A 17066-nucleotide genomic window follows, 5' to 3' on the forward strand; every position below is an offset into this window, starting at 1 on the left:
ATTGCCACAAACAAAAAAACCCTGGCCGAAGCCAGGGTTTTTCATTGCATCAATACAACCGGTGTCGCGGGATCACTCCCACTCAATCGTCGCCGGCGGCTTGCTCGACACGTCGTAAGTCACGCGGGAGATGCCTTCGATTTCATTGATGATGCGGCCGGAAACGGTTTCCAGCAGTTCGTAAGGCAGGTGTGCCCAACGTGCGGTCATGAAGTCGATGGTTTCCACGGCACGCAGGGCCACGACCCAGGCGTAACGGCGGCCATCGCCGACCACGCCAACCGATTTCACCGGCTGGAACACGACAAACGCCTGGCTGACCTTGTGGTACCAGTCGGCCTTGCGCAGTTCTTCGATGAAGATGTGGTCGGCGCGACGCAGCAGGTCGGCGTATTCCTTCTTCACTTCGCCAAGGATGCGCACGCCCAGGCCCGGGCCCGGGAACGGGTGACGGTAGACCATGTCGTACGGCAGGCCCAGTTCCAGGCCCAGACGACGGACTTCGTCCTTGAACAGTTCGCGCAGTGGCTCGACCAGTTTCAGGTTCATTTCTTCCGGCAGGCCGCCCACGTTGTGGTGCGACTTGATCACGTGGGCCTTGCCGCTTTTCGCGCCAGCCGACTCGATCACGTCCGGGTAGATGGTGCCCTGAGCCAGGTACTTGATGTTGTCCAGTTTGCAGGATTCGGCATCGAACACGTCGATGAAGGTACGACCGATGATCTTGCGCTTCTTCTCCGGATCGGCTTCGCCGGCCAGGTTGTTCAGGAACTGGTCTTCCGCGTTGGCGCGGATCACCTTGACGCCCATGTTCTCGGCGAACATGGCCATCACCTGCTCGCCTTCATGCAGACGCAGCAGGCCGTTGTCGACGAAGACGCAGGTCAGCTGATCACCGATGGCCTTGTGCAGCAGCGCCGCAACCACCGAGGAATCCACACCGCCGGACAGACCCAGCAGCACGTTGTCGGTACCGACCTGTGCGCGGATGTTGGCGATGGCGTCTTCGGCGATCTTCGACGGGGTCCACAGGGCTTCACAGCCGCAGATGTCGAGAACGAAACGCGACAGGATGCGACCGCCCTGCTTGGTGTGGGTCACTTCCGGGTGGAACTGTACGCCGTAGTAAGCGCGCTCGTCGTTGAACATGCCGGCGATCGGACAGCTCGGGGTGCTGGCCAGGATGTGGAAGTCGCTTGGCATCTTGGTGACCTTGTCACCGTGGCTCATCCACACGTCGAGGCCGAACAGGCCGTCGGCGTCGATGTGGTCTTCGATGCCGTCGAGCAGACGGCTCTTGCCGACCACGTCAACACGGGCATAACCGAACTCACGCAGTTCGGAGCCTTCAACCTTGCCGCCCAGTTGCTCGGCCATGGTCTGCATGCCGTAGCAGATACCGAAGACCGGAACGCCCAGGTCGAACACCGCTTGCGGGCAGCGCGGGCTGTTGGCTTCGTGCACGGACTCGGGACCGCCGGCGAGGATCACGCCTTTTGGCGCAAATTCGCGGATCGCATCTTCGTCCATGTCGAACGGGTGCAGTTCGCAGTACACACCGATCTCGCGCACGCGGCGGGCGATCAGTTGGGTGTATTGCGAGCCGAAGTCGAGGATCAGGATGCGGTGAGCGTGAATATCGAGGGCCATGATTCAGTCTCGTCTAAGTCATTCAGAAACAGTCGTGATTCAGAAACAACTCGGGGCTGAATAAAACAGCCCCGGTTGCTTAGCTTGTTGCTTGAAGGCTCAACCTACGCGGTAGTTTGGCGCTTCCTTGGTGATCTGCACGTCGTGAACGTGGGACTCGGCCATGCCGGCACCGGTGATCCGCACGAACTCAGGCTTGGTGCGCATTTCTTCGATGTTGGCGCTGCCGGTGTAACCCATCGAAGAACGCAGACCGCCCATCAACTGGTGGATGATCGCGCTCAGGGTGCCCTTGTAAGGAACACGGCCTTCGATCCCTTCAGGTACAAGCTTCTCGGCGCCTGCCGAGGAGTCCTGGAAGTAACGGTCGGAGGAACCTTGCGCCTGGGACATGGCGCCCAGCGAACCCATGCCGCGATAAGCCTTGTACGAACGACCCTGGAACAGTTCGATCTCGCCCGGCGCTTCTTCGGTACCGGCGAACATCGAGCCCATCATCACGCAGGAAGCACCAGCCACGATGGCCTTGGACAGGTCACCGGAGAAACGGATACCGCCGTCGGCGATCAACGGAACACCGGTGCCTTCGAGGGCAGCGGCAACGTTGGCGATGGCACTGATTTGCGGAACGCCGACACCGGCGACGATACGGGTGGTGCAGATCGAGCCAGGGCCGATACCGACCTTGACGGCGTCGGCGCCAGCTTCGGCCAGAGCCTTGGCGGCAGCGCCGGTGGCGATGTTGCCGCCGATCACCTGCACTTCAGGGAAATTCTCTTTGACCCAGCGAACGCGGTCGATCACACCCTTGGAGTGACCGTGAGCGGTGTCGACCACCACCACATCCACACCGGCATTGACCAGGGCTGCAACGCGGTCACCGGTGTCTTTACCGGTACCGACTGCAGCGCCAACGCGCAGACGACCCTGGTCGTCCTTGCTGGCCAGCGGGTAGGCCTTGGCTTTTTCGATGTCTTTGACGGTCATCATGCCTTTGAGGGCAAACTTGTCGTCGACGATCAGGACTTTTTCCAGGCGGTGCTTGTGCAGCAGCTCGCGGACTTCGTTCTTGTCGGCGCCTTCGCGAACAGTGACCAGACGCTCTTTGGGCGTCATCACTTCACGAACGGTGGCATCCAGACGGGTTTCGAAGCGTACGTCACGGGAAGTGACGATGCCGACCAGGTCGCCATCGTGCAGCACCGGAACGCCGGAAATGTTGTGCATGCGGGTCAGTTCGAACAGATCACGAACCGTGGCGTCAGCCTCGATGGTGATTGGGTCCTTGACCACACCGGCTTCGAACTTCTTGACCTTGCGAACTTCGGCAGCTTGCTGCTCGATGGTCATGTTCTTGTGGATAATGCCGATGCCACCTTCCTGAGCCATGGCAATTGCCAGACGGGCTTCGGTGACGGTGTCCATGGCGGCAGAAACCAGAGGAATGTTCAGCTCGATGCCACGGGTAAGGCGGGTCTTCAGACTGACTTCGTTAGGAAGCACCTCGGAATAACCGGGCACTAGGAGAATGTCGTCGAAGGTCAGAGCTTCTTGGCTGATACGCAGCATCGCGGGGGCTCCCGAGCGGGAAAATGGAAGCGCGCCATTATACTCAGACACCCTACCGGGCTCAATGTAAAACTTGTCTTATATCAATGTTGCTGATGTACGGGAAAAGTTGCCCTTACAGTTCGACCTTGACCCAGCTCACCGGCTGATCCAGCCAGTCGGCGAATTCGTCGATGAAACTCTGCTTGAACCCCGCCTCCAGCCAGTTGTTGAAGATGAAACCGAGGTTGGAAAACCCGCATTCCTGTAAATACAGAAAACCGTTGATATCGTCTTCATGCCCGCATTCGGGGCAGGTGAAGTTGTCGGTGCGGCCCGGCATCCAGTCTTCCAGACTTTCGAACAGCGCTTCGCCGATCTCCTGCCGGCACTCGGCGCAACCGGCCTCTTCGAGAAAACCCTTGGCCGGGGTGTAGATGCAGCGTTTGGTGATGACTTCCAGCCCATTGATCGGCTCACCGAACGGCAGCGCCTCGGGATGCAGCACCACCGCGCGGGCACCATCGGCGATGGCGTAGGCCATGCGATTGCCAGTGCGTCCGCAGGTGCTCAGTTCTTCCTTGACGATATTCTTGCGCACCAGCCAGCGCAGGATCGCCCGGGCCCGGGGCTCGTGCACCGGCAGGTTGGAGATTTTCGGGACGATGATGCTCTGCGAATTCATGAAAAGTCCTGCGGTATGGCTTCTGACGCCTTCGCGGGCAAGCCCGCTCCCACAAGGTTCTCAGTCGCTCACACATCCTGTGTACATCTGAGAAATCTGTGGGAGCGGGCTTGCCCGCGAAGAGGCCCTAAAGGCCGGCAGCTTAATCCCTGAGACAATCCGGTCAAGTGCTTAAATATCGACCGATCAGCGCCAGACCGCTCGCCAGCACCAGCCAGGTCACCAGCCGCACGAAGGCCTCGCGAGACAGACGCATGGTCAGTCGACGTCCAATCCACAAGCCCAGCGCCATGGCCGGCAACAGGCACAGCGCTAGCATCAACAAGGGTAGCTCGGCATACACCCCGGCGATGGTGAACAGACTCAAACGCACCACCGTGCTGCAACTGATCAGCGCACTTTGCGTGGCCCGCGCCGCGTCCTTGGGCAGTCGGCTGTTGAGGTAGATCGCATACAGAAAGCCGCCACTGCCGAACAACGCCCCGAACAACCCGCCCACGGTTCCCATCGGCAACGCCCATCCAGCGGACAACTGTGCCGGCCGCGCCTTGATCCACAAGCTGTAAACCGCGTAGGCACTGATGAACAACCCCATCAGCAGCAACAGCAGATCGGACTTGAGGTTAAGCAGGAAAATCACCCCCAGCGTGCAGCCCACCGCCATGCACGGCAGCAGCCGCAGCAACTCCGGTTTCGCCACATCCCGCCGCGACGGCAGCAGATTGCCGAACGCCGCGACGAAATCCAGCAGCACCAGCAACGGCACGATCTTCGACAGCGGCATGAACAGAATCAGGATCGGCCCCGCCACCAGCGCCGTGCCGAAACCGGCAATCCCGAACACGATGTAGGCCAGCGCGATAGCCAGTCCGATCACCACCCAGCCCTGCGCGCCCCACGACCATTCGCTCAACAACCCCGCCACGCTCATTCGCTCGCTTCCTTTATAAGTTTGCGATGACTTTAGCCAGCGCCGAGGGTTGCGACTAATATCTTCGAAACCGCCAAGCCATCTCGAAAAGGCATGCCTCGTGCTTTCAACCCGTCAATTGCGCTACTTCGTGGAAATCGCCGAGAGCGGCAGCTTCAGTGCCGCGGCCGAGCGCCTGTTCATTGCCCAGTCAGCGTTGAGCCGACAGATCAAGGACATGGAAACCCGCCTGCAAACGCCGCTGTTCGAACGCACCGCGCGCCAGCCTCGGCTCACCGCCGCTGGCGAAGCGCTCCTGCCCCGGGCGAGAAACCTGCTCAATGAACTGAACAAGGCCAGCACTTTGGCCACGGAAATTGGCCAAGGGCAGCGCGGTACTTTGCGAGTGTGCCACTCGAGTACCGTGCCGATCAGTGGCCGGTTGTTGCGCGACATGAGCACTTATCTGGAGCAGCAACCCGGGGTTTCGCTGGACATCGGCACGCTCTCCTCGGAGGCGCAACTTGAAGAACTGGCCGAGGGCCGGCTCGACATCGGCCTTCTGCGCCTGCCGGTGCTGCGCCAGCGCGAGGGCATTCAGATTGTGCCGCTCTACACCGACCGTTTGCTGCTTGCAGTGCCGGCGGATCATCGACTGGCGTTGGCGGAGGCGGTCGATCTGGCGCAATTGAAGGACGAAGCGTTCATCTCCATCCCGCATCCGCAGCGCGGCGGGCTGAGTTATTTGTGCGCCGACCTGTGCATGCGTCACGGTTTCTTCCCCCAGGCTGCTCGGGTGATGTCGCGCAAGACTACGCAATTGCAGTTGATCCAGGCCGGCTTCGGCATCGCTCTGCTGCCGGAATCGATGCAGGACATCGCGCCTGCGGGTGTGAGATTTCTGCCGCTGACCGGCGATTGCCAAAGCACTGTCGCCCTCGCATCTCGGCAAAATCCCACACCTCTGGTGCAACACTTCCTCCAGACATTCACCGGCGAATGCCTTTAAACTGCGCCCCATGATTAAAGATCCCTTTGCAAGACTCGGCCTCGACCGCGAAGTCCTGACCGTCAGCCAGCTCAACGGCCGCGCGCGGGTGTTGCTCGAAGACGTGTTCAGCAACATCTGGGTCGAAGGCGAAATCTCCAACCTCGCCCGCCCGGCGTCCGGCCACGTGTATTTCACGCTCAAGGACAGCGGCGCGCAGGTGCGTTGCGCACTGTTCCGGCAGAATGCGGCGCGGGTGCGTCAGGCGCTGAAGGACGGCCTGGCGGTCAAAGTGCGCGGCAAGGTCTCGCTGTTCGAAGGGCGTGGCGACTATCAGCTGATCCTCGACACCGTGGAGCCTGCCGGCGACGGTGCCCTGCGCCTTGCTTTCGATGCCCTGAAGGAAAAGCTCAGCGCCGAAGGCCTGTTCAGTGCCGAGCGCAAGGTGCCGCTGCCGGCCCATCCGCAGCGCATCGGCATCATCAGTTCGCCGACCGGCGCGGTAATCCGCGACATTATCAGCGTGTTCCGCCGCCGCGCGCCGCAAGTACAACTGACGCTGATTCCCACCGCCGTTCAGGGCCGCGAAGCCACCGCGCAGATCGTCCGCGCCCTGAAACTGGCGGATGCCCGTGGCTTCGACGCGCTGATCCTGGCCCGTGGCGGCGGCTCGCTGGAAGACCTCTGGTGCTTCAACGAAGAAGCCGTGGCCCGGGCGGTGGATGCCTGCGTGACGCCGATCGTCAGCGCGGTCGGCCATGAAACCGATGTGTCGATCAGCGACTTCGTGGCGGACGTGCGCGCCCCTACACCGTCCGCCGCTGCTGAACTGCTTGCCCCGGATTCCAGCCACCTCATCCGTCAGGTCGAAAGCCTGCATCGCCGACTGGTGATGCGCATGCGTGACCGCCTGATGCGCGATCGCCTGCGCCTTGAAGGCATGACCCGCCGCTTGCGCCATCCTGGCGAGCGTTTGCGCCAGCAGGCACAGCGTCTGGATGACCTGGACATGCGCATGCGCCGCGCCTTCGAGCGCCAGCTCAATACCCGTCGCGAACGCTTGATCCGCCTGGAAACCCGCCTCGCCGGGCAACATCCGGGACGCCAACTGGCCCTGTTGCGCCAGCGCCTCGACAGTCTTGCCGAGCGCCTGCCTCGCGCGATCAACGAAGGCCTGAAACGCCGTCGCCTGCAGTTGCAAAGCCAGATGCAGACCCTGCACGTGGTCAGCCCGCTGGCGACTCTTGGTCGCGGCTACAGCATTCTGCTGGATGAGCGCGGCAACGCGATCCGCAACGCCGCACAGACCCACACCGGTCAGCGCCTCAAGGCCAGACTGGGCGAAGGCGAACTGCAAGTGCGCGTCGAGGACAATCACCTGACGCCCGTCACTCTCTCTTTACTGGACTGATCCATGCCGCGTTTTCTCGCTCCGCTGCTGTTGCTGTGCCTGAGCTTCAACGCCCACGCCGACAGTTACATCACCCGCCTGCTGAACAAACCGGTGCCGGGCGGCGTGGCGGTCGTCGATCTGGGGACAGCTGCGCAAGCGCCGAAAGCCACGTATCAAGGCAAACCGGTGCTGGTGGTCAAGGAACAGAATAACTGGCTGGCGATTGTCGGCATTCCGCTGACCGTCAAACCCGGCATTCAGCAGATCAGCAGTGGTGGCCGTAACCTCAATTTCAGTGTCGGCAACAAGAAATACCCGGAACAGCACATCACCCTGAAGAACACCCAGCAGGTCAATCCGAACCCGGCCAACCTCAAGCGTATCGAGGGCGAGCTGGCCGAACAGATCAAGGCCTACCGCAGTTTCAGCCCGAACACGCCGAGCAACCTGCTGCTGGACAAACCGGTCAACGGGCCGCTGTCGAGCAAGTTCGGCGTGCGCCGTTTCTTCAACGGTGAAGAGCGCAATCCGCACGCAGGTCTGGACTTCGCGGTGCCGGCCGGCACGCCGATCAAGACTCCGGCAGCGGGCAAGGTGATCCTGATCGGCAACTACTTCTTCAATGGCAACACCGTGTTCGTCGACCACGGCCAGGGCTTCATCAGCATGTTCTGCCACATGTCGAAGATTGATGTGCAGAACGGCCAGCAACTGGCGCGCGGCGCGGTGGTGGGCAAGGTGGGCGCTACAGGTCGAGCGACCGGGCCGCACATGCACTGGAACGTCAGCCTGAACGATGCGCGGGTCGATCCGGCGATTTTCATTGGGGCTTTCCAGCCTTGATTTCCGGCTGAACCCCCACCAGCAGGGATTGCGCACGACGAATGGTCCGCGCAATCCCCGCAAACAATTACAGCCATATCAAGAATAAAATCTCGGAAAAAACCGCTTTCCGGGTATTCCTCTCAATTTTTTTCGACTGCTTGCCATCCTCATCCCCCGCGGTTAGGGTTGAAGGCATGAAAACCTCTCACACCCTCATTCAGCTTCGCCAGCACCGCAGCCTGTGCCTCGTCAGCGCACGACTGCCGGGCTGAATCGCTGCACCTCGTCCCACGCTTTTCCAAGAACGTTCGTTCCACCGGCAGGCCGCCTCTTTTCGGCCCAGACAATAAGGAATTTCCCGATGAGCATGCTCAAAGACCCGTCTTCGAAATACCGCGCGTTTCCAGTGATCAACCTGCCGGATCGCACGTGGCCGTCGAAAACCATCGATGCCGCGCCGATCTGGTGCAGCTCCGACCTGCGTGATGGCAACCAGTCGTTGATCGAGCCAATGGACGCGGTGAAAAAGCTGCGCTTCTGGAAAACCCTGGTGCAAGTGGGCGTGAAGGAAATCGAGGCGTCGTTCCCGGCCGCTTCGCAAACCGACTTCGACTTCGTGCGTACCCTGATCGAGGACGGCCACATCCCGGACGACACCACCATCCAGGTGCTGACCCAGGGCCGTGAAGACCTGATCGAGCGCACCTTCGAATCCCTGCGCGGGGCCAAGAAAGCGATCGTTCACTTGTACAACGCCACCTCCCCTTCTTTCCGTCGCATCGTCTTCAACCAGGACAAGGACGGCATCAAGGCCATCGCCGTGAACGCCGCCAAGCTGTTCGTCAAATACGCCGCCATGCAGCCGGACACCGAGTGGACCTTCGAGTACTCGCCGGAAACCTTCAGCGCCACCGAGCTGGAATTCGCCAAGGAAGTGTGTGACGCGGTGATCGAGGTCTGGAACCCGACGCCTGAGCACAAGATCATCCTCAACCTGCCGGCCACCGTTGAATGCGCGACCCCGAACGTCTACGCCGACCAGATCGAGTGGTTCCACCGCAACATCAACCGTCGTGACAGCGTGATCATCAGCCTGCACACCCACAACGACCGTGGCACCGGCGTGGCCGCCACCGAACTGGGCCTGATGGCTGGCGCCGATCGCGTCGAAGGCTGCCTGTTCGGCAACGGCGAGCGTACCGGCAACGTCGACCTCGTGACTGTGGCACTGAACATGTACACCCAGGGTCTCAATCCTGGGCTGGACTTCTCCGACATCGACGGCGTGCGCAAAGTGGTCGAAGAGTGCAACCAGATCCAGGTTCACCCGCGCCACCCATACGTCGGCGACCTGGTGCACACCGCCTTCTCCGGCTCCCACCAGGACGCGATCCGCAAGGGCTTCGCCCAGCAGAAATCCGATGCACTGTGGGAAGTGCCGTACCTGCCGATCGACCCGGCCGACATCGGCCGCAGCTACGAGGCGGTGATCCGCGTCAACAGCCAGTCGGGCAAGGGCGGCATCGCCTACTTGCTGGAACAGGAATACGGCATCAGCCTGCCGCGTCGCATGCAGATCGAATTCAGCCAGGTCGTGCAGCGTGAAACCGATCGCCTGGGCCTGGAGATGACCGCGCAGCAAATCCACGCGCTGCTGCACAGCGAATATCTGCAAGCCAACACCCCGTACGCGCTGGTCAGCCATCGCCTGCAGGAAGAAAACGGTAACAGCGCCGTCGAAGTGGAAGTGGCGAGCAAAGGTCAGGGCGAAACCAACCTGCACTGGCGTGGCAAGGGCAACGGCGCGCTGGAGGCGCTGGTGGCCGGTCTGCCGATCCCGGTTGAGATCATGGACTACAACGAACATGCCATCGGCGCGGGCACTAACGCCAAGGCGGCAGCCTACATCGAGCTGCGTGTGAACGGCGAACGTGCGGTGCACGGCGTTGGTATCGATGAAAACATCACCACCGCCAGCTTCAAGGCACTGTTCAGCGCGCTGAACCGCTCGCTGAGCCAGCCGGAAGCTAAAGCGGCGTAACTGACCGCTGCAATGCAAAAGGCCCCGGAGTGCGAACTCCGGGGCCTTTTTATTTTCTATCTGATCGTTCCCACGCTCTGCGTGGGAATGCAGCTCGTGACGCTCTGCGTCACTGGGACGCGGAGCGTCCCTTGAGGCATTCCCACGTGGACGGTTCGACGCCTCGACGTGGGAACGATCTAGGTGATCTGGGCTATCAGGTGAACTCGAAGGTGTCCGCGTCCAGATTCGCCGGAAACCGCTCGCGGTAAGCCGCCAGCGAAGCCGCTTCCAGAACCACCTTGAACACCCCGTCAGCCTCCCCCGCCGCCAGCAACGTCTCGCCCTGAAAATCCAGCACCTGACTGTCGCCGGTATACGCGAAACCCTTGCCATCGGTCCCCACCCGGTTGACTGCCGCCACATAGCACAGGTTTTCGATGGCACGGGCCGGCAGCAACCGGTTCCAGTGCTGACGCCGCGCGCCCGGCCAGTTGGCGGTGTACAGCAACAGATCGGTGTCCTGAGCGTCGCGGCTCCACACCGGGAAGCGCAAGTCGTAGCAAATCAGCGGACGCACCCGCCAACCCTTGAGTTCGAACTGCACCTGGCGTTCGCCGGGGGTGTAGTGATTGTGCTCGCCCGCCATGCGGAACAGGTGACGCTTGTCGTAATGCAGCACTTCGCCGTCCGGCCGCGCCCACAGCAAGCGGTTGCGGTGACTGCCGTCAGCGGCCTGGATGATCACGCTGCCGGTGACGACCGCGTTCAGCTTCGCCGCCTGGGCCCGCAGCCATTTGCTGGTCGGGCCGTTTTCGGCTTCGGCCAGGGTTTCGGATTCCATGGAAAATCCGGTGGTGAACATTTCCGGCAGGATGATCAGATCGGCACCCCGCGCCTGCTCCAGCAACGCGTCGAAATGCTCGAGATTAGCCTGTCGATCATGCCAGGCCAGGCTGGTCTGGATCAGCGCCAGATTCAGATCAGGCAACGCACTCAGATCACGCATAATTTTGCCGCCGCTTCCCGCAGCGTCTCCTCACGTTTGGCAAAGCACAGGCGCACCAGGCGCTGGCCTTCGGGTGGATGCTGGTAAAACACCGACACCGGAATACTTGCCACGCCGTGCTCGCGGGTCATCCACATCGCCATCTCGACATCGTTCAGGTCAGGGCGAATCTGCGAGTAATCGACCAGTTGGAAATAAGTGCCGGTGACCCGGGTGAAACTGAATCGCGACGGCGCCAGCAGATCACAGAACAGATCGCGCTTGGCCTGATAGAAGCCTGGCAGCTCTTCAACGTGTTCCGGATGCTCGGCCATGTAATCGGCCAAGGCGTACTGTAACGGTGTCACACCGCAGAAACTGACGTACTGGTGCACCTTGCGCAGCTCCGCCGTCAGGGCCGGCGGCGCCACGACGTAACCGGTTTTCCAGCCGGTGACGTGATAGGTCTTGCCGAACGAGCTGACCACGAAGGCGCGCTGATACAGCTCTTCATGGGCCAGCACGCTGACATGCGGCACGCCGTCGAACACCAGATGCTCATAGACTTCATCGCTGATCACGTAGATGTCGCGATCACGGATCAACGCCGCCAGTTGATCCAGCTCGGCACGGCTGATCAGCGCACCGCTCGGGTTGTGCGGGGTGTTGAGGATGATCATGCGCGTGCGTGGGCTCAGGGCTGCGCTGAGCTTTTCGAAGTCGATGGAGAAATCTTTCAGCCCAAGCTGCACATGCACGCAGCGCCCACCGGCCAGTTCCACCGACGGCTCGTAGCTGTCGTAGGCCGGGTCGAACACGATGACTTCGTCGCCGCTGTGGATAACCGCCTGAATGGCACAGAAAATCGCCTGGGTCGCGCCGGGAGTAACGGTCACTTCATTGTCGGCATCGACGTTGGCGCCATAACTGCGGGCAATCTTCGCCGCAATCTGCTGGCGCAGCGCCGGCAGGCCAGTCATGGGCGAATACTGGTTATGGCCGCTGGCAATGTGTCGACCGACCGCGTCGCGCAGTGCCTGCGGGCCGTCGAAATCGGGAAAACCCTGGGAAAGGTTGATCGCTCCGGTCTGCGCCGCGAGCTGAGACATCTGCGTGAAAATAGTGATGCCGACATTCGGCAGCTTGCTGGTGATCATCGGGAGCCCCTTGCAGGTGAGCTGCAAGTTTCAAGCTGCAAGCGACAAGTTTCAAGCATCAATCCTTCGCCCACAAAAAAGGGCTCTGAACAGAGCCCTTCCTTGCTTCCACGCTTTAACTCGAAGTTTGCAGCCAGAACCCCGCAGCTGCTCTTTTTACTTCTTGTCGCGACGCTTCTTGTCGGCCTTTTTGTGGTGCGACATCAAGCGACGCTTCTTGTTGACCTGGCGGTCGGTCAGCGTGTTCTTGTTGCCTTCGTACGGGTTCTCGCCGCCCTTGAACTCGATACGGATCGGCGTACCGACCAGTTTGAGCACGCGACGGTAAGTGTTTTCCAGATAGCGCACGTACGACTTCGGCACTTTCTCGATCTGGTTGCCGTGGATCACGATGATCGGCGGGTTCGCCCCACCCAGGTGAGCGTAACGCAGCTTGATCCGGCGGCTATTGACCATCGGCGGCTGGTGCTCGCTGACCGCGTCTTCGAGAATCTGCGTCAGGCGGCTGGTCGGCCAGCGGGTGACCGCCGACTTGAACGAGTTCTGCACCGAAGCGTAGAGGTTGCCTACGCCAGTGCCGTGCAAGGCCGAGATGAAGTGAATGTCGGCGTAATCAACGAAGAACAGACGACGTTGCAGCTCGACCTTCACGTAGTCGCGCTCGCTCGGGGTCATGCCGTCCCACTTGTTGATCGCGATCACCAGCGCACGACCCGCCTCGATGGCGAAACCCAGCAGGTTGAGGTCGTGATCGACCACGCCTTCGCGGGCGTCCATCACGAAGATCACCACGTTGGCGTCTTTGATCGCCTGCAGGGTTTTGACCACGGAGAACTTTTCGACTTCTTCGTGGATCTTGCCGCGCTTGCGCACACCGGCGGTGTCGATCAGCGTGTACTTCTCGTCGTTACGCTCGAACGGGATGTAAATACTGTCGCGGGTGGTGCCGGGCTGGTCGTAGACGATTACCCGGTCTTCACCGAGCATGCGGTTGACCAGGGTCGACTTGCCGACGTTCGGACGGCCGATGATGGCAATCTTGATCCCGTCTTTTTCGCTCGGGCCAGGAATGCGCTTGGCTTCCTCGCCTTCGGCGACCACTTCTTCCTCTTCACCTTCCGCCGGCTCGTCATCATCGCGCGGGAAGTCGCTCAGGGCGGTTTCCAGCAGTTGAGTGATGCCGCGACCGTGGGCACCGGCGATCGGGATCGCATGGCCCATGCCCAGCGGGGCGAATTCGGCGCGGGCCATTTCCGGGTCGATGTTGTCGACCTTGTTGGCCACCACGTGGGAGCGCTTGTTACGTTTGCGCAAGTGTTCGGCGATCATCTGGTCGGCGGCGGTGAAACCGGCCTTGGCATCTACCAGGAACAGAACCACATCCGCTTCTTCGATGGCCAGCAGCGACTGCTCGGCCATTTTTTCGTCCATACCATGCTCGTCACCGGAGATACCGCCGGTGTCGATCAGAATGTAGGAACGCCCTTGCCACTTGGCCTCACCGTACTGGCGATCACGGGTCAGACCGGACAAGTCGCCGACGATGGCGTCACGAGTCCTGGTCAGGCGGTTGAACAAGGTGGACTTGCCGACGTTCGGTCGGCCCACCAGGGCGATTACGGGAACCATGCGGCTCTCCACTTCGTTATTTCAGAAAATACAAAAGCCGCTGCGAGGCAGCGGCTGGTGCTCGGGGCAACACCCGTGGGTGCTGCAAACCCTGCAGAAGCAAGGCCGCCTGGGGAATTAACCCCAAGCATAGTTGTTACTTGATGGTCAGGGCTTCCAGTTTGCCGCTGTTGCCATACACATAAATCGTGTCACCCACCACCAGGGGACGGGCACGCAGGCCGTCGCTGTCGATGCGTTCGCGGCCGACGAAACGACCGTCCACCTGACTCAGCAAGTGCAGGTAACCTTCCAGGTCACCGACTGCAACGTAGCTGGAGAACACTTCCGGCGCCGACAGTTGACGACGGGCCAGCGAGTCGTTGCTCCACAGTGCTGTGGTGGAACGCTCGTCGACGCCTTCAACGGTGCCCGACGACAGGCTTACGTAGACGTTGCCGAAACCCTGGGCAACACCGGCGTAGCTCGACGCGTCGCGCTGCCAGAGTTGACGGCCGCTTTCCAGATCCAGTGCCGCAACGCGACCCTGATAGCTGGCGACGTACAGGGTACCGCCGGACAGCAGCAGACCGCCGTCGATGTCGACCACGCGCTCCAGTTCCGAACGACCTTGTGGAATCGCGATTCGCTGTTCCCAGACCGGCACGCCGTTGGAAATGTCGAGCGCGACCACTTTACCGGTCGACAGGCCAGCCACCGCCAGGCGGTTGGTGACGATCGGTGCGCTGGTGCCGCGCAGGGTCAGTACGGCCGGCGTGCTGTCATACACCCAACGCTGGTTGCCGGTGGACGCGTCCAGACCGATCAGACGATCGTCCTGGGTCTGAACCACCACCACGTCACCGTTGTTGGCCGGTGGCGCGAGGACTTCGCTGTTGACGCGCGAGCGCCACTTCTCTTCACCGTTGATGGCGTCGAGGGCAACGACTTCACCGCGCAGGGTGCCGACCATGACCAGACCGTAACCCACGCCAACGGCGCCGGACACAGGCAGTTCGAGGTCTTTCTTCCATTTCACGTCGCCGTTGCCGCGATCCAGGCCCATCACGATACCCGTCACGTCGGCCGCGTAGATGGTGTCACCGTCGATCGCCGGCACCAGCATGTTGTAGGTTTCGCCCTGACCGTCACCGATCGAGCGGCTCCACTGCTTGTGCAGGACTACTTCTTCCTTGAAGTCGGTCAGCTCGGCCGGTGGCAGTTCTTTTTTGCTGTTGCTGCTGCAACCCGCGGCCAGAATGGCCAGAGCCAGCAATGCTGCATGCTTCCAACGGATCACGTCACGCATCCCCTTTGGCCAGGTCGTCCAGCTTGATTTGAAGGCCACCGACCGCCGCTTCATCCGACAGTGCCGCCTTGGCTTTTTGATACGCCGCGTTCGCTTCGTCGGTACGGCCCAGCTGCACCAGCAGGTCGCCCTTGAGTTCTTCGCGAGTGGCCAGGAACGACTTGTCGGCATCGCCTTCGAGCAGTTTCAGGGCTTCATCGGCCTTGTTCTGTGCGCCCAGTACCTGCGCCAGACGCTGACGGGCGATCTCGCCCAGCGCCGGGTTGGCCGGTTTGGCAACGATGGCCTTGAGTTCGGTCGCCGCGTCGTCCAGCTTGCCGCTGTCGACCGCGACCTTGGCCACGAACAGGCTGCCGTACTGCGCGTAGGCAGAACCGCCGAATTCGCTGTTGAGCTTGCCGGCCAGATCCGCAACGCGCGCGGCGTCAGGCTTGCCGTCCGGGGTCAGCGTGGTTTCCAGCAATTGCTGATAGAGCACCGAGGCGCCTTGCGACTGGTTGCTCTGATACTTGTGATAAGCCTGCCAGCCGAACACGATGACCAGCGCCAACAGGCCGCCGGTGACCAGAGGTTTGCCGTTGCGTGTCCACCAGTCCTTCAAATCCGCCAACTGTTCGTCTTCGGTACTCGACACCCCAATACTCCTTAATCGCTAAATCGGCTGTTTGGACAGCTTCAACCCTGCACGACGCAGGTGGCCAGGTGTGCAGCGAGCGCATCCCAGGCAATGCTTTGTTGTTCGCCCTGGCCACGCAGGGGTTTGAAACCTACCACTTGCTGGGCCATTTCGTCGTCACCCAGGATCAGTGCGTACAGCGCACCGCTCTTGTCGGCTTTCTTGAACTGGCTCTTGAAGCTGCCGGCGCCGGCATTGACTTGCAGGCGCAGGTTGGGCAGCTGGTCGCGTACCCGCTCGGCCAGGGCCAGACCGGCCAGCTCTGCTTCTTCGCCGAAGGCGCAGAGATAAACGTCGACCTGACGGGAGATTTCTTCCGGGATCTGCTCCAGGGTTTCCAGCAGCAGTACCAGACGCTCGATGCCCATGGCGAAACCGACGCCCGGGGTCGGCTTGCCGCCCATCTGCTCGACCAGACCGTCATAGCGCCCACCCGCGCAGACGGTGCCCTGGGCGCCGAGCTTGTCGGTGACCCATTCGAATACGGTTTTGCTGTAGTAATCCAGACCACGCACCAGCTTCGGGTTGAGCACGTAAGGAATGCCGACGGCATCCAGACGGGCCTTCAGGCCTTCGAAGTGGGCACGGGATTCGTCATCCAGGTAATCCGCCATTTTCGGCGCATCGACCAGCACGGCCTGGGTGTCGGCATTTTTGGTGTCGAGCACGCGCAGCGGGTTGGTCTTCAGGCGACGCTGGCTGTCTTCGTCCAGTTTGTCGTGGTGCGCCGAGAGGTACTCGACCAGCGCTTCACGATAACGGCCGCGGGATTCGCTGGTGCCGAGGCTGTTGAGTTCAAGCTTGACCGCATCGCGAATGCCCAGCTCGCCCCACAGGCGCCAGGTCATGATGATCAGTTCGGCGTCGATGTCCGGACCGTCGAGGTTGAACACCTCCAGACCGATCTGGTGGAACTGGCGATAACGGCCTTTCTGCGGACGCTCGTGACGGAACATCGGGCCGATGTACCAGAGTTTCTGCACCTGGCCACCGCCGGTGATGCCGTGCTCGAGCACTGCACGTACGCACGCGGCCGTGCCTTCCGGACGCAGGGTCAGGGAGTCGCCGTTGCGGTCTTCGAAGGTGTACATCTCTTTTTCGACGATGTCGGTCACTTCACCGATCGAGCGCTTGAACAGCTCGGTGAACTCGACGATCGGCATGCGGATCTGCTTGTAACCGTAGTTATCCAGCAGGCGCGAAACGGTGCCTTCGAAATAGCGCCATACCGGCGTCTGTTCCGGCAGGATGTCGTTCATGCCACGAATGGCTTGCAGAGACTTGCTCACAGAAATTCCTTAATTCGTTC

General features: G+C 61.2%; 14 protein-coding genes. 4 read left to right on the forward strand and 10 right to left on the reverse strand.

Features of this window, described 5'->3' with window-relative positions; all coding sequences use genetic code 11:
* Window positions 1–72: 72 nt before the first annotated feature.
* The 4 genes from guaA to AWU82_RS03490 all read right to left on the reverse strand — a co-directional run bounded on the left by guaA (window position 73) and on the right by AWU82_RS03490 (window position 4814).
* Window positions 73–1650 carry a glutamine-hydrolyzing GMP synthase gene (gene guaA, locus AWU82_RS03475; RefSeq protein ID WP_011335797.1) on the reverse strand — a complete coding sequence of 526 codons (1578 nt, stop codon included), beginning with the start codon at window positions 1648–1650 and terminating at the stop codon, window positions 73–75.
* Window positions 1651–1749: 99 nt separating this feature from the next.
* Entirely contained in the window at window positions 1750–3219 is a 1470-nt protein-coding gene (gene guaB / locus AWU82_RS03480; RefSeq protein WP_011335798.1) for an IMP dehydrogenase, read from the reverse strand.
* A 115-nt stretch (window positions 3220–3334) separates the two neighbouring features.
* Complete coding sequence (locus tag AWU82_RS03485) at window positions 3335–3883, reverse strand: hypothetical protein (RefSeq protein WP_011335799.1); 549 nt, start codon at window positions 3881–3883, stop codon at window positions 3335–3337.
* A 163-nt stretch (window positions 3884–4046) separates the two neighbouring features.
* Window positions 4047–4814: a sulfite exporter TauE/SafE family protein gene (locus tag AWU82_RS03490; RefSeq protein WP_064383900.1), complete on the reverse strand. Its 768-nt coding sequence runs from the start codon at window positions 4812–4814 to the stop codon at window positions 4047–4049.
* Between the two features lie 100 nt (window positions 4815–4914).
* Here AWU82_RS03490 and AWU82_RS03495 point away from each other — a divergent pair, with 100 nt between their 5' ends.
* From AWU82_RS03495 to leuA, 4 genes are all read left to right on the forward strand, one after another.
* Window positions 4915–5802: a LysR family transcriptional regulator gene (locus AWU82_RS03495; RefSeq protein WP_064383901.1), complete on the forward strand. Its 888-nt coding sequence runs from the start codon at window positions 4915–4917 to the stop codon at window positions 5800–5802.
* A 10-nt stretch (window positions 5803–5812) separates the two neighbouring features.
* Window positions 5813–7192, forward strand: a complete 1380-nt coding sequence (gene xseA, locus AWU82_RS03500) for an exodeoxyribonuclease VII large subunit (RefSeq protein ID WP_064383902.1) — start codon at window positions 5813–5815, stop codon at window positions 7190–7192.
* A gap of 3 nt (window positions 7193–7195) precedes the next feature.
* The gene (locus AWU82_RS03505) at window positions 7196–8017 is read left to right on the forward strand and encodes a M23 family metallopeptidase (protein WP_064383903.1); all 822 of its coding nucleotides are present in this window, start codon (window positions 7196–7198) and stop codon (window positions 8015–8017) included.
* Window positions 8018–8360: 343 nt separating this feature from the next.
* Window positions 8361–10040: a 2-isopropylmalate synthase gene (leuA, locus tag AWU82_RS03510; RefSeq protein WP_064383904.1), complete on the forward strand. Its 1680-nt coding sequence runs from the start codon at window positions 8361–8363 to the stop codon at window positions 10038–10040.
* A 196-nt stretch (window positions 10041–10236) separates the two neighbouring features.
* Here the strand turns inward: leuA and AWU82_RS03515 are convergent, their stop codons facing one another.
* The 6 genes from AWU82_RS03515 to hisS form a co-directional block, all read right to left on the reverse strand.
* The gene (locus tag AWU82_RS03515) at window positions 10237–11028 is read right to left on the reverse strand and encodes an amidohydrolase (RefSeq protein WP_064383905.1); all 792 of its coding nucleotides are present in this window, start codon (window positions 11026–11028) and stop codon (window positions 10237–10239) included.
* A complete protein-coding gene (locus tag AWU82_RS03520) occupies window positions 11016–12164 on the reverse strand; it encodes a pyridoxal phosphate-dependent aminotransferase (protein WP_064383906.1) in 1149 nt (382 codons plus the stop codon). Before AWU82_RS03520 ends, AWU82_RS03515 begins: the two co-directional genes overlap by 13 nt.
* Before the next feature lie 156 nt (window positions 12165–12320).
* On the reverse strand, window positions 12321–13793 hold the full coding sequence (gene der / locus AWU82_RS03525) for a ribosome biogenesis GTPase Der (protein ID WP_064383907.1): 1473 nt from the start codon (window positions 13791–13793) through the stop codon (window positions 12321–12323).
* A 136-nt stretch (window positions 13794–13929) separates the two neighbouring features.
* Entirely contained in the window at window positions 13930–15081 is a 1152-nt protein-coding gene (gene bamB / locus AWU82_RS03530; protein ID WP_039765728.1) for an outer membrane protein assembly factor BamB, read from the reverse strand.
* Window positions 15074–15715, reverse strand: a complete 642-nt coding sequence (locus AWU82_RS03535; protein WP_011335807.1) for a tetratricopeptide repeat protein — start codon at window positions 15713–15715, stop codon at window positions 15074–15076. The genes bamB and AWU82_RS03535 overlap by 8 nt, the downstream gene beginning before the upstream one ends.
* Window positions 15716–15756: 41 nt before the next feature.
* Window positions 15757–17046, reverse strand: coding sequence for a histidine--tRNA ligase (gene hisS / locus AWU82_RS03540; RefSeq protein ID WP_064383908.1), 1290 nt, complete (start codon window positions 17044–17046; stop codon window positions 15757–15759).
* Window positions 17047–17066 lie beyond the last annotated feature (20 nt).

The sequence above is a fragment of the Pseudomonas glycinae genome (assembly GCF_001594225.2).
Classification (GTDB): domain Bacteria; phylum Pseudomonadota; class Gammaproteobacteria; order Pseudomonadales; family Pseudomonadaceae; genus Aquipseudomonas; species Aquipseudomonas glycinae.

Excerpts from the sequence above, each read along its gene's own strand:
- AWU82_RS03520 (WP_064383906.1), bottom strand. The coding sequence starts at position 12,164 with ATGATCACCAGCAAGCTGCCGAATGTCGGCATCACTATTTTCACGCAG.
- xseA (WP_064383902.1), top strand. The coding sequence starts at position 5,813 with ATGATTAAAGATCCCTTTGCAAGACTCGGCCTCGACCGCGAAGTCCTG.
- AWU82_RS03485 (WP_011335799.1), bottom strand. The coding sequence starts at position 3,883 with ATGAATTCGCAGAGCATCATCGTCCCGAAAATCTCCAACCTGCCGGTG.
- AWU82_RS03490 (WP_064383900.1), bottom strand. The coding sequence starts at position 4,814 with ATGAGCGTGGCGGGGTTGTTGAGCGAATGGTCGTGGGGCGCGCAGGGC.
- guaA (WP_011335797.1), bottom strand. The coding sequence starts at position 1,650 with ATGGCCCTCGATATTCACGCTCACCGCATCCTGATCCTCGACTTCGGC.
- AWU82_RS03515 (WP_064383905.1), bottom strand. The coding sequence starts at position 11,028 with ATGCGTGATCTGAGTGCGTTGCCTGATCTGAATCTGGCGCTGATCCAG.
- AWU82_RS03505 (WP_064383903.1), top strand. The coding sequence starts at position 7,196 with ATGCCGCGTTTTCTCGCTCCGCTGCTGTTGCTGTGCCTGAGCTTCAAC.
- der (WP_064383907.1), bottom strand. The coding sequence starts at position 13,793 with ATGGTTCCCGTAATCGCCCTGGTGGGCCGACCGAACGTCGGCAAGTCC.
- guaB (WP_011335798.1), bottom strand. The coding sequence starts at position 3,219 with ATGCTGCGTATCAGCCAAGAAGCTCTGACCTTCGACGACATTCTCCTA.
- bamB (WP_039765728.1), bottom strand. The coding sequence starts at position 15,081 with ATGCGTGACGTGATCCGTTGGAAGCATGCAGCATTGCTGGCTCTGGCC.
- leuA (WP_064383904.1), top strand. The coding sequence starts at position 8,361 with ATGAGCATGCTCAAAGACCCGTCTTCGAAATACCGCGCGTTTCCAGTG.